At 48.3% G+C, this 12,805-nt stretch carries 10 protein-coding genes; all 10 read left to right on the top strand.

The genetic code is table 11. The features are described from left to right. Positions 1-26 precede the first annotated feature (26 nt). The 10 genes from ACQ5BJ_RS09095 to ACQ5BJ_RS09140 all read left to right on the top strand — a co-directional run bounded on the left by ACQ5BJ_RS09095 (position 27) and on the right by ACQ5BJ_RS09140 (position 12,762). Positions 27-1,955: a stage V sporulation protein D gene (locus ACQ5BJ_RS09095; protein WP_005548050.1), complete on the top strand. Its 1,929-nt coding sequence runs from the start codon at positions 27-29 to the stop codon at positions 1,953-1,955. Between the two features lie 12 nt (positions 1,956-1,967). Next, positions 1,968-3,455 (top strand): UDP-N-acetylmuramoyl-L-alanyl-D-glutamate--2,6-diaminopimelate ligase, encoded by a 1,488-nt coding sequence (locus tag ACQ5BJ_RS09100; protein ID WP_262867022.1) that lies wholly within the window; start codon positions 1,968-1,970, stop codon positions 3,453-3,455. Continuing rightward, entirely contained in the window at positions 3,452-4,858 is a 1,407-nt protein-coding gene (locus ACQ5BJ_RS09105) for a UDP-N-acetylmuramoyl-tripeptide--D-alanyl-D-alanine ligase (RefSeq protein ID WP_268599532.1), read from the top strand. The genes ACQ5BJ_RS09100 and ACQ5BJ_RS09105 overlap by 4 nt, the downstream gene beginning before the upstream one ends. A gap of 27 nt (positions 4,859-4,885) precedes the next feature. After that, a complete protein-coding gene (mraY, locus tag ACQ5BJ_RS09110) occupies positions 4,886-5,848 on the top strand; it encodes a phospho-N-acetylmuramoyl-pentapeptide-transferase (protein WP_005548053.1) in 963 nt (320 codons plus the stop codon). A 3-nt stretch (positions 5,849-5,851) separates the two neighbouring features. Continuing rightward, positions 5,852-7,270: a UDP-N-acetylmuramoyl-L-alanine--D-glutamate ligase gene (murD, locus tag ACQ5BJ_RS09115; RefSeq protein WP_430110011.1), complete on the top strand. Its 1,419-nt coding sequence runs from the start codon at positions 5,852-5,854 to the stop codon at positions 7,268-7,270. 47 nt (positions 7,271-7,317) lie between these two features. Then, the gene (gene spoVE, locus ACQ5BJ_RS09120) at positions 7,318-8,415 is read left to right on the top strand and encodes a stage V sporulation protein E (protein ID WP_005548056.1); all 1,098 of its coding nucleotides are present in this window, start codon (positions 7,318-7,320) and stop codon (positions 8,413-8,415) included. Between the two features lie 5 nt (positions 8,416-8,420). Continuing rightward, positions 8,421-9,527, top strand: a complete 1,107-nt coding sequence (gene murG / locus ACQ5BJ_RS09125) for an undecaprenyldiphospho-muramoylpentapeptide beta-N-acetylglucosaminyltransferase (RefSeq protein WP_005548058.1) — start codon at positions 8,421-8,423, stop codon at positions 9,525-9,527. 711 nt (positions 9,528-10,238) lie between these two features. Beyond that, positions 10,239-10,403 (top strand): hypothetical protein, encoded by a 165-nt coding sequence (locus ACQ5BJ_RS09130; protein ID WP_081505758.1) that lies wholly within the window; start codon positions 10,239-10,241, stop codon positions 10,401-10,403. Between the two features lie 30 nt (positions 10,404-10,433). Beyond that, positions 10,434-11,717 (top strand): UDP-N-acetylglucosamine 1-carboxyvinyltransferase, encoded by a 1,284-nt coding sequence (murA, locus tag ACQ5BJ_RS09135; RefSeq protein WP_005548061.1) that lies wholly within the window; start codon positions 10,434-10,436, stop codon positions 11,715-11,717. Between the two features lie 112 nt (positions 11,718-11,829). Next, complete coding sequence (locus ACQ5BJ_RS09140; RefSeq protein WP_268599535.1) at positions 11,830-12,762, top strand: cell division protein FtsQ/DivIB; 933 nt, start codon at positions 11,830-11,832, stop codon at positions 12,760-12,762. Positions 12,763-12,805 lie beyond the last annotated feature (43 nt).

Here is a 12,805-nt window from a genome sequence, read left to right on the forward strand (position 1 = left end):
CCGATGTCGGACGAGGGAGGGTATGTATGAAGGTTACAGGGGTGACGATCCGTAAAAGGTTAATTGTTGGAATGGTGCTCATATCGATTGGATTTATCGCGCTCGTTGTCCGCTTGGCATATGTACAGCTGTGGGAGGGCAAGGATTTGGCGGATCTTGCAGAAGATTCGTGGAGAAGAGAGATTCCTATCTTCCAAAAGCGCGGTGAGATACTGGATCGCAAAGGCGAGAGGATCGCCTACAATATCAGTTCTCCAACGATATGGGCTATTCCTGTGCAAATTGAAGATCAAAAGGGTACTGCTGCACAGATTGCCCCTCTTCTGGGGATGAAAACGGAAGATGTAGAGCGCATGATTGCGAAAGGGCAGTCTGTTAAGCAGATTAAGGGCGGCGGTCGTAAAATATCGCTTGAAACAGCGGAAAAAGTGCGCGATCTAAACTTGCCGGGGATTGTAGTGGCAGAGGATAATAAAAGATATTATCCTTATGGCGATTTGGCAGCTCACATTCTTGGATTTACGGGTATTGACAATCAAGGATTAACAGGTATTGAGCAGAGGTATGATTCTGCTTTAACAGGCTTGCGCGGCAACATTGCCTATTTGTCTGATGCAAGCGGCAAGCAGATGCCGAATTCGTCAGAAAAGTACGTTGTGCCCCGAGATGGATTAAATTTGCAATTGACGATCGACAAGCAGATACAGACAATTATGGAGCGGGAACTTGATCGTGCGATGGATGAATTAAAGCCGAATCAGGCACTCGCAATTGCTATGGATCCGAATAATGGTGAAATATTGGCAATGGCGAGCCGCCCGAGCTACGATCCGGCCCAATACAAAGACTTCCCGCCTGATGTATATAATCGTAACCTGCCAATTTGGATGACGTACGAGCCGGGTTCTACGTTCAAGATTATTACGCTTGCGGCTGCCTTGGAGGAGGGGAAGGTCGATTTATACAACGAGCATTTTTTCGACCCAGGACGTGTTGAAGTCGGCGGAGCCAAGCTGCGCTGCTGGAAACGCGGGGGACATGGCAGTCAGACCTTTTTGGAGGTTGTGCAAAACTCTTGTAACCCAGGATTCGTTGCTCTTGGAAATCGGCTTGGCAAGGAGACGCTGTTCGATTACATACGCAACTTTGGTTTCGGGCAGAAGACAGGCATTGATTTGAGTGGCGAAGCAAGCGGCATTTTGTTCAAACTGAGCCGGGTAGGTCCAGTAGAGCTTGCGACTACTGCGTTCGGACAAGGGGTATCCGTTACGCCAATCCAGCAAATTACTGCTGTATCGGCAGCTATTAACGGAGGGAAGCTGTTCAAGCCTCATGTGGCTAAGTCTTTTATCCAGCCGGAAACTGGGATGGTTGTGGATGAGATTAAGCCAGAGCTGGTCAAAAAAGTCATTAGCCCCGAAACGTCCAGCAAAGTGCGTGACGCCCTCGAACATGTGGTTGCACAGGGTACAGGGAGAAATGCATTCATTGACGGATATCGTGTTGGCGGAAAAACGGGTACTGCTCAAAAAGTTATCAATGGCAGATATTCACCGAATGAACATATTGTATCCTTTGTCGGCTTTGCCCCTGCTGATGATCCGAAGATTGTGGTCTATACGGCTGTCGATAACCCGCAAGGTATTCAATTCGGTGGTCTGGTTGCCGCGCCAATTGTAAAGAGAATTATGGAGGACTCGCTTCATTACATGGGAGTTGAGCCGCGTAAGGATCAAGTTGCGCGCAAATACCGATTCGATGAAACGCCGATTGTTGTCGTCCCGAACTTAGTTGGGAAGACGCTGACTGATATCTACGAAGATATGAATATGAATTTTCAATTAGCGAAATCCGGTACGGGTAACACTGTTATTCATCAGGCGCCCAAACCGGGAACCCGTGTAGATCGAGGTTCTACGATCCGAATTTACATGGGAGAAGAGACGGAGGAATAATTAATGCAACAGATGCAATTGGCTGAAGCCTGCTCGCGAATGCTGACAGCGAAGTGCAAGGGAAATGAACACACTGTAGTAACAGGACTTGCTATGGATTCTCGCGATGTGAAGCAAGGCGATCTGTTTTTCTGTATTTCAGGGACGGCTGAAGACGGCCATCGTTACGCAGAGCAAGCGGTTCAAGCTGGCGCAGCTGCACTTGTCGTGGAACGTGAATTAGATCTGCAGGTTCCTCAGCTGATCGTCAAGAGTGCTAGACATGCACTTGCTGTATTATCCGACGCGTTCTATGGCTCGCCTAGCCGTGCTTTGAACCTGATCGGGATTACAGGAACGAACGGCAAAACGACGACGACGTATTTGATTGAAAAAATCTTGAATGATGCCAAGCGCAAAGCAGGTGTCATTGGGACGATTCAAATGCGCTATGCAGGCAAGGTATTTCCGATGTCTCGTACAACTCCAAATGCTTTCGAGCTGCAGAAGTCGCTTCATGATATGGTGAACGAGGGTGTGGATTCTGTAGCAATGGAGGTATCTTCACATGCGCTCGTACAAGGACGTGTGCAAGGCTGCCGCTTCCGTACAGCTGTATTTACGAATTTGACGCAAGATCATTTGGACTATCATGAGACGATGGAAGCTTATCGCGAAGCAAAAGGACTGCTATTCTCACGACTTGGCAATACCTTTTCTGATGTAGAGGCAGAACGCTCTTACGCGGTGCTCAATGGAGATGATCCGTCGTCTGAATATTTTGCCAGCATTACAACTGCTGAGACGATTAAATACGGTATGTTTGAACAAGCGGATGTTCGTGCAGAGAATATTCGGATTACGGCAAAAGGAACGAGCTTCACCGTGCATACATTTAAGGGATCGTTGGACATCCAGTTGCGTATGGTTGGTAAATTCAATGTGTATAATGCATTGGCTGCAATTGCTGTAGGCCTCATTGAAGGTATCGAGCTCGAAGCCATTCGCGACAGCCTGCAAAGCGTACCAGGTGTTGATGGACGTGTAGAAGCAGTTGAAGCTGGGCAATCTTTCGCAGTAATTGTGGATTATGCGCATACGCCTGATGGACTAGAAAATGTGCTGCAGACAGTTAAAGAGTTTGCCGAAGGCCGTGTTATCAGTGTATTTGGCTGCGGTGGTGACCGCGATCGTACGAAACGCCCGCTAATGGGCAAAATTTCTGCGCGATATGCTGATTACTCTATTGTTACTTCCGATAACCCGCGCACAGAAGACCCGGATCTCATCATTAAGGACATTGTAGAAGGGCTTCATGAAGTGAAATTGGATCCGAGCCGTTACGAATGCATCGTTGATCGCCGCGCTGCCATTACGAAAGCTATTGAAATGGCAAGCCCGCACGATGTAGTATTGATTGCGGGGAAAGGCCATGAAACGTATCAAATCATCGGCAAGGAAACATTTGACTTCGATGACCGCTTGGTGGCCAAAGAAGCGATAAGGGGTATAGTTCAGTGATTGAAACGACGTTACGAGAAGTAGCGGACTTATGTGGAGGGACGCTTTCCGACCCCTCCTATGGAGACCGCACGGTGAAAGGAATTAGCACGAACTCACGCAAGATCGAGTCAAGTGTATTGTTCGTGCCGCTTCAAGGAGAACGGTTCGATGGACATCTGTATACGGATCAAGCCTTGAAGGATGGGGCAGCAGCTGCGATGTGGGAATCCAATCATGATGATGCACCGCAGGGATATCCGCTCATCATGGTGGACAACACATTAGAGGCGCTTCAGCGGCTGGCACAAGCTTATTTGGCCCAGCAGCAGGTAAAGGTAGTAGCTATTACAGGTAGCAATGGCAAGACGACTACGAAGGATATGATTGCTTCTGTTCTTGCGGAACGTTATCGTGTTCACAAGACGGATGGCAATTTCAATAATCATATTGGCCTTCCGTTAACGATATTGTCCATGCCGAAAGATACGGAAATTGCAGTTCTCGAAATGGGAATGAGCGGAAGAGGCGAAATTGAACTTCTATCTTCCATCGCTCAGCCTGATGCGGCAGTTATTACGAACATTGGGGAAGCGCATTTGCTTCAGCTTGGTTCCCGTGAAGAGATTGCACGTGCTAAGCTAGAAATTATTAGCGGATTACGAGAAAATGGAGTGCTCATCTGTCATGGAGACGAACCACTTGTTGACATGGCACTTTCGGAAGAAGCAACGAAGCGGCCTAAGAATATGTCAGTGATTCGCTTCGGTGCAGGTATGCAGTGTGATGTTCGGCCAGAGCATATCGATCTTCATGAGGCGGGGACGACATTCACGGTTGCGGCATCTGACAGTCAGAAGGCGATGGCTGTCGAGCTTCCGCTCTTAGGCAAGCACAATGTCATTAACGCGTTGGCTGCTGTTGCAATAGGCCGCTTGTTCGGTCTGACTGACGAGCAGATTGCGCAAGGTCTTGGTAACGCACAAATAAGCGGTATGCGATTTGAACGGACGATTACGCCCGGCGGATGGGTATTATTAAATGATGCCTATAATGCTAGTCCGACTGCAACGAAGGCGGCACTGGATGTGCTTGCTGAACTGCATGGGGGCAAACGGATTGCTATTCTTGGCGATATGCTAGAGCTGGGGCCTGATGAAGCGGAGCTCCATTATGAAGTCGGAACGTCGATTCAACCGGGAAGCCTTGACCTTCTGCTCACATACGGCAGACTGGGTCGTGAAATTGCGGCGGGCGCCCTGCAACATTTGGCGAAGGAATCCGTTTATTCATTTGATGAAAAGGCTAAATTGAAGGCTTGCCTGCTGCAGCATGTTCGCTCAGGGGATACCGTACTAGTGAAGGCATCTAGAGGAATGAAACTAGAAGAAGTTGTTAATGAATGGACTAGTGTCCAACATTAACTGGTTGTGTAACGGGAGGTGTAAGGATTGGACTTCAAGTTGATGTTAATGACAATCGGTGTATCTTTTCTCCTAGCCGTCATATTGGGCCCGTTAACGATACCGCTTCTTCGTAGGCTGAAGTTTGGTCAGCAGGTTCGTGATGATGGTCCGAAGGCTCATTTGAAAAAAGCAGGAACTCCAACAATGGGTGGCGCAATTATTTTACTTGCGTTTGCCCTTTCTTTCCTTAAATTTTCGGTGATGGATACCGATTTCTATGTGCTGCTTATCGCAACACTTGGATTTGGCTTAATTGGATTTTTAGATGATTACATCAAAATTATTTTTAAACGTTCTCTTGGCTTGACTGCGAAGCAGAAGCTGCTTGGACAGCTAGTCTGTTCGGGTTTAATCTGTGTTCTGCTGTGGCAGTCCGGTCATAGTACGGTAATCTCGATACCAGGGACATCTTTTGGTCTTGATTTTGGATGGTTTTACTATCCGTTCATCGTATTGATGATGCTTGCCGTGAGTAATGCGGTGAACTTTACGGATGGCCTGGATGGCTTGCTTGCCGGTACAAGTGCGATTGCATTCTCGGCATTTGCGGTTATCGCAATGCAAGCATCGGAAATCTCGGCAGCTGTTAGTGCAGCAGCTATGGTCGGTGCAGTGCTCGGTTTTCTCGTCTTCAATGCGCATCCAGCTAAGGTGTTCATGGGCGATACAGGTTCACTCGGTATTGGGGGAGCGATTGCTGCAGTTGCAATTCTGACAAAAACAGAGCTGCTCATCATTATTATCGGCGGTGTATTCGTCATTGAAATGCTGTCGGTTATTATTCAGGTCGTATCCTTCAAAACACGCGGCAAGCGTGTGTTCAAGATGAGTCCGATTCATCATCACTTTGAATTGTGCGGATGGTCGGAATGGCGGGTTGTTATCACGTTCTGGCTTGCGGGTATCGTATTAGCTGGACTTGGATTATGGATCAACAAGGGGATGTAACGAATGAATCACCCAGCAACATATCAAGGAAAGCGCGTCGTCGTACTTGGCTTAGCCAAGAGCGGCGTCAGCGCAGCACAATTGTTCCACAAGTTCGGTGCTATCGTCACCGTCAATGATAAGAAGGATCGCGACAAGTGCCCCGAAGCTTCGGTATTAGAAGCTTTGGGCATTTGTGTTGTATGCGGACATCATCCAGATGATTTAATCGATAAGCAGGTAGCTCTTGTAGTCAAGAATCCGGGGATTCCGTATACAGCGCCTCCCGTTGCTCGAGCTATTGAACTGGGCATCGAGGTAGTGACTGAAGTAGAGGTTGCGTATCAGCTCAGCCCGGCACCGATTATCGGAATTACGGGAAGTAATGGAAAGACGACAACGACAACGTGGGTTGGAAATATGCTGGAGTCCGCTGGGATGAAGCCAATCGTAGCAGGAAATATAGGTACCCCGCTTTGTCAGGCGGCCCAGGAAGCTAGTGAGGATAATACGCTGGTTGTTGAGCTAAGCAGCTTCCAGTTGAAGGGGACAAGCGCTTTCCGCCCTCGTGTCGCCTGCCTGCTTAATATTGCGGAAACGCACCTCGATTACCATGGCACAATGGAGGACTACGTTGCTTCGAAAGCTCGCCTGTTCGCGAATATGGGAAGCGGAGATATTGCAGTGCTGAATGCAGATGACGAGACTTGCCGTACCCTATCGTCTCATATTCAAGCAGATAAGTGGTGGGTATCATCGATGAAGCGTGTAGAGCGTGGTGTGTTCGTAGAGCCTTCTTACGAGGTTGAGGCGGAGGAAGAAGAACGGAAGATCGTGTATGCAGACGGCACGGGCCGTGTATTCCCGATAATATCTGTTATGGAATTGGGGATCCCGGGAAGATTCAACGTGGATAACGCCCTGGCTGCGTGTGCAATTTCGATTGCCGTGGGTGCTGAACCATCTGCCTTGGTCGAGTCTCTCCGTTCGTTCCAAGGGGTTGAACATCGTTTGGAGTTCGTATCCGAGCAGCATGGCGTGAAATATTACAACAATTCCAAAGCGACGAATACAAAAGCAACGCTGATGGCGCTTGAGGCCTTCGAACGCAATATTATCCTTATTGCTGGCGGTCTTGACCGCGGTCTTGATTTCCATGAGCTGGTTCCGATCATGGGAGAACGAGTGAAGGCTGTTGTTGCGATGGGACAAACACGCCACATTATGAAAAATGTTGCTGAGAAGGCAGGTTTAACGGATATAGCAGTCGTCGACAATGTAGATCATGCAGCCGACGCTGTAAAAGAAGCTGTCGAAATGGCGAGCTCTTATGCGAAGCCAGGTGATATCGTTCTGTTGTCGCCAGCTTGTGCGAGCTGGGACATGTTCCCGTCATATGAAGATCGGGGACGAATGTTTAAAGCGGCGGTGCATAGTCTGTAGTAGGGGGGTGTTCAAGCCCCTACATTGTCCTAATAGAGGTGTACCGCATGGTCAAAGCACGCACTGCGCCCGATTTGTGGCTAATCGTCTCGGTACTGTCCCTGCTATCGATCGGCATGATTATGGTATACAGCGCCGGTGCTGTTCTCGCCTTCCGGGAATACGGAGACTCGTTCTATTTCGTTAAGCGTCAATTGCTGTTTGCTCTGCTGGGGATTGCTGCCATGTTCATTACGATGAATACGGACTACCGCGTATGGAAGCGTTATGCCAAGGTAGGTCTTCTCATTTGCTTCGCCTTGCTTATCATTGTTCTTATTCCTGGTATCGGCAATGTGCGGGGGGGAGCGCGAAGCTGGCTTGGTATCGGCTCATTTGGTATACAGCCCTCCGAATTCATGAAGCTTGGCATGATTTTGTTTATGGCTAAAATGCTCTCTGAGGATCAAGTGCGCATTACGGACTTTACGAAGGGGCTGCTGCCGCCGCTCGCGATTATGGGCACAGCGTTTGGGCTCATCATGATGCAGCCGGATCTTGGTACAGGGACGGTCATGGTCGGTGCAGTGCTGCTCGTTATTTTTGTGGCAGGGGCACAGATTAAGCACTTGATGTCACTTGCTATGGTTGGCATTGCTGGCTTTGTTGGACTCGTCCTAGCGGCACCTTATCGGCTGCTGCGGATTACCGCCTTTCTCGATCCTTGGCAGGATCCGAGGGGGGCAGGCTATCAATCCATTCAGTCCTTGTTCGCTATAGGCCCTGGAGGGTTAATGGGACTTGGACTGGGGGCAAGCCGCCAAAAATACAGCTATGTACCCGAACCGCAAACCGACTTTATCTTTTCCATATTGGCAGAAGAGCTTGGTTTTTTAGGAGCGGTTACGGTATTGATTCTATTTTTAATCTTAGTGTGGCGTGGGATGCGAACTGCCTTGACAGCACCAGATAAATTCGGCAGTCTGCTGGCGGCAGGAATTGTTGGCATTGTAGCTGTTCAAGTCATTATCAATATCGGTGTCGTAATCGGACTCATGCCTGTTACGGGCATCACACTGCCGTTAATCAGTTATGGAGGCTCATCTCTGACCTTAATGCTGACCGCACTGGGAATTCTACTTAATATATCACGTTATGCGAGGTGAAGGTCATGCGCGTCGTGCTAAGCGGTGGCGGTACAGGTGGACATATTTACCCGGCAATCGCCATTGCAAGGGAATGCGAGAAGCAGTTTCCCGGCAGCGCTTTTTTATATATTGGAACTGAGAAGGGGTTGGAAAGCCGTCTCGTTCCAGAAGAGGGCTTGGATTTTCGGGCGATTGAGATTACAGGTTTCCGCCGCAAGCTGTCTCTTGAAAACTTCAAAACCATTATGCGTTTTATCCGAGGTGTAAGCAAGGCCAAGGAAATGCTGAAGGAATTCAAGCCGGATGTGGTCGTCGGAACGGGTGGTTATGTATGCGGTCCAGTGGTATACGCTGCGGCCAAGCTTGGGATCCCGACTGTCATTCATGAGCAGAATGTCATACCCGGCTTGACGAATACATTTTTGAGTCGTTATACAAGTACTGTCGCGGTTAGCTTTGAGCAATCGGCTCCGTATTTCAAAAAAGCGAAAAACGTTGTCTACTGTGGCAACCCTCGTGCGACGGCAGTGATGGAAGCGGAGAAAGCTCGCGGATTCGCCACACTTGGCTTGCCAAGTGATAGTCGGATTGTGCTGATCGTAGGCGGAAGCCGCGGGGCAAAGGCATTAAATGATGCGATGATCGGAATGGCTCCCTTGTTGAAGCAATTGCCGGATGTGCATTTTGTATATGTAACAGGGCAGAACTACTATGAAAATACACGGAAGGCTGTGCTGCAAACAAGTGATTCAGTTCGCAATCATTTGCATGTACTTCCGTACATTAGCAACATGCCAGAGGTACTTGCAGCGACGACACTCGCTGTCAGTCGGGCAGGAGCTTCTTCACTTGCGGAAATGACCGCTCTCGGCATTCCTTCCATATTAATACCATCGCCAAATGTGACGAACAATCATCAGGAAGCAAATGCTCGTTCCTTGCAGGATGCAGGCGCCGCCATTATGATTACGGAGAAGGAACTATCAACAGAAGCCTTGTTCCGTCATATTAAGACAATGATGACAGATGAGAAAAAGCGCAGAAGCATGTCTGACGCTGCCAAGTTATTCGGCCAGCCAGACGCTGCTGCAAGAGTAGTAGCTGAATTACAACGATTATCGGGCAAGTGACTTTGCCCGATTTTTTTTATACCTGTAGATAAAATGGTGTGTAATTTGGGTATTCGTCCATATAGTAAGAAGAATCGGGAATGGGCTCCTGTCACACAACGTTTCAACCTGACATAATATACTCTATACATCGTGACAGTTTCCCCCAGACCGCTGCCTCGTCGTACACTCATTAAGATTGAGCGGCTTGTGAAATCAGCTAATGCATAAGCCATTGGTGGCTCATGGCAGTCGAGATATACATGTTTTCAACATGTTCACGTGTAAAGCAATTGCACTGCTGGTACGGTTATCAACTGTCAAAAACGGAGATAACCACAAGCAACTTGGGGCTGTCGGGGCTAGAATATGCTGATGCATTCCTGGACGGACAAAATGCCGATCCAAGAGTGCAGGCACGCACGGGTCGGATGTGTCACGAATAAATGATTCTGCTGAGATTGTACTGGGGACAGGGAAATTGGTAAGTTTTATGGCGTATATGGCGGAACCTATGCAGTTAGCCTATCGGCACTCTGTGCTGCATAAAATGAGAACATTGTCTAGGAGACAACGTTCTGTGCGTAAGCATAGAGAATGGGGGAAATCAAGGCCTTGCTGGCTCCGAATAAAAAATGCTGGCTGCCTACCCTGCTGCTTATATCTCCGCTTGCAGGCAGCATGTTCCGCAATCAGCCTAATATTTAATATGTTTATGAAAGAAGAGGCTGAATGAAAGGGAATGGAGTAGGTATTACAAGAATGTCCACACAACATGCCAATTTCATTGTTAACACCGGTCAAGCAACAGCGTCAGACGTGCTTGCCCTTATAGCGTGCATTCAACAGGTGACTCAGGGGATATACCAGGTAGGGTTGGTGCCGAAAATCGAGTAGTGGGTAAGCGGTAATCTCGGAGGTGACACATTGGACAAATTGGTGATTGAGGGTGGAAGGCCTCTATCTGGTACGATTCGTATCCAAGGAGCTAAAAATGCCGCTTTACCAATTATGGCAGCCTCGATTCTAACCGATAGCGTCGTTAGGCTAGAGAATGTTCCACAATTGTTAGACATCGAAGTAATGCAGCGCATTATGCGAAGTTTAGGCTGCAGGACAATTCAAGATGGAGGTACAGTTACAATTGATGCGTCAGGCTCCCATTCCTCGCATATACCGGAGGATTTGATGCGTCAGATGCGTTCCTCTATTTTTTTGATGGGGCCGCTGCTTGCAAGGTTCAAGGAGGTTCACATTTACCAGCCTGGTGGATGTGCGATTGGGGAAAGAAAGATCGATTTGCATCTTCGTGGATTGCAGTCACTAGGAGCAGAGCTGGAGCATTGCGGCAATCGAATCACTTGCCGCGCAGATCGGTTGGTAGGGACGGACATCCACTTAGACTTTCCAAGTGTAGGAGCTACGGAAAATGTAATGATGGCTGCTGTGCTGGCAGAAGGAACCACCATTATTACGAATGCAGCAAGGGAGCCGGAAATCGTTGACTTGCAGCATTTCCTCAACAGTATGGGGGCGCAGGTATCGGGAGCAGGTACAGACACGATTGTGGTAGAAGGCGTTACTGAACTGAACAGCAGCCAATATGAGGTGATGCCTGATCGGATTGTGGCAGGCACGCTGATGATTGCTGCCGCAGCTACTCGAGGGGCTGTGACGCTTACAAATGCGCATGCGAGTCATCTAACCTCCCTCATCCATATCCTGCGGCGTGCTGGTGTTCAGATAGCAACGAGTGATGGTATAATCAATGTTACCAGCTTTGGAAGAGCTAAGGCTGTAGAGAGAATAGTGACTTCGCCATATCCTGCGTTTCCAACAGATTTGCAATCTCAGCTTATGGTATTGCTGTCACTGGCTGATGGAGTAAGCGTGATGAAAGAAACGGTGTTCGAAGGGCGTTTCCGTCATGTAGAAGAACTCGCTAGGATGGGAGCAGATATACGGGTCGATCTAAGTAATGCCTTTATTAAAGGTGTGCCTGAACTGTACGGCTCGACTGTTGAAGCAACCGATTTACGTGCCGGTGCAGCACTTGTTATTGCGGGGCTTGCTGCTAGCGGTCGTACCGTCGTAGAGAATGTTCATCACATTGATCGCGGATATGATTGTATCGAGCATATGTTTACCAAGCTCGGTGCGAAGATTGATCGCATCCTGTCCGTGCCTAAGCTTGATATTGCTAACGGATAATGCAATAATTTATACGCAGTCCCCTTCATCATACGGTAGGGGACTGTAATAATTCTTGTTTTAATGTTTCTAGTTACTATGAAATGTGTATTGATAGAAGGGGATGAATCCAGTGTCATTGAGAACGATACCTTCGCTGCCCGATAAGCCGGTGAGGAAGAAACGGATGGGCGGCAGAGTGAAATGGCTTCTTCTCTTCCTTCTCATCGTGCTGCTCGTTGTCCTGTTCTTCAGATCATCCATTAGTAAAATAAAGGAAGTTCGCTGGATTGGGAATCATCTTGTAAATCAAGAACAATTAAGCAGCAGCAGTGGTGTCAAACCAGGAGAACCGTATTTTGGAACTAGTGCAAGCGCTGTAGAAGATCGAATTAAGACACAGTTCCCATTTGTAAAATCGGTTCAAGTAGACAAGCAGTTCCCGGGCGTGATTGAGGTATACATTCAAGAATATGCTCCGGTTGCGTATGAACTCACAGAAGATGGGAGTATTCAAGCCTGTCTGGAGAACGGTTCTGTAATTTCACTGAAGGATAAGCAGAAACTCGTGCTAGAGAAGCCGGTACTTACGCAGTGGCAAGGACAAGCGGTTCTCAAAGCAGAGCTGAGCAAGGCGCTAGCGGCTACTCCTAGAGGGTTGCTGGCGGATATTTCGGAAATCCGCTATTATCCATCGCCTTCTTATCCTGACCGGATTAAGATGTACACGCGTTCAGGATTCGAAGTGGTGACAACAGTCCCTCTATTGCCAGATAAGATTGCATACTTAAGTGGTGTTGTGGAATCCCAATCTCCCGGGCGGATTACGATGCTGAAGGCTGACTCTTATATCCCTTATTCAAGCTTGCCGAATGATATAGAAGCACTCGAAGGAACTCAAGAAGGCAAGGATAAAGTTGACGGTTCAGAGCAAAATCAGGGAAGCGCCGATTCACAAGATGCAAATCAGAAAGAAAATGGATCTGAGCAGGAAAAAGGAGCGGGCGCAGAGAATGATATAAAGGAACCTGAAAAAGGGCTGGACACGGACTCGGAAACCGAGTAAGACAGCGGTTCCTCCATGAATGAGCAAAATATGGAGAGAGAAA

This window comes from Paenibacillus sp. B1-35 (assembly GCF_050474385.1).
Taxonomy (GTDB): Bacteria; Bacillota; Bacilli; order Paenibacillales; family Paenibacillaceae; genus Paenibacillus_B; species Paenibacillus_B alvei.

Coding starts and splice junctions, on each gene's coding strand:
- ACQ5BJ_RS09095 (WP_005548050.1), top strand. CDS start 27: ATGAAGGTTACAGGGGTGACGATCCGTAAAAGGTTAATTGTTGGAATG.
- ACQ5BJ_RS09100 (WP_262867022.1), top strand. CDS start 1,968: ATGCAATTGGCTGAAGCCTGCTCGCGAATGCTGACAGCGAAGTGCAAG.
- murD (WP_430110011.1), top strand. CDS start 5,852: ATGAATCACCCAGCAACATATCAAGGAAAGCGCGTCGTCGTACTTGGC.
- spoVE (WP_005548056.1), top strand. CDS start 7,318: ATGGTCAAAGCACGCACTGCGCCCGATTTGTGGCTAATCGTCTCGGTA.
- murG (WP_005548058.1), top strand. CDS start 8,421: ATGCGCGTCGTGCTAAGCGGTGGCGGTACAGGTGGACATATTTACCCG.
- ACQ5BJ_RS09130 (WP_081505758.1), top strand. CDS start 10,239: ATGAAAGGGAATGGAGTAGGTATTACAAGAATGTCCACACAACATGCC.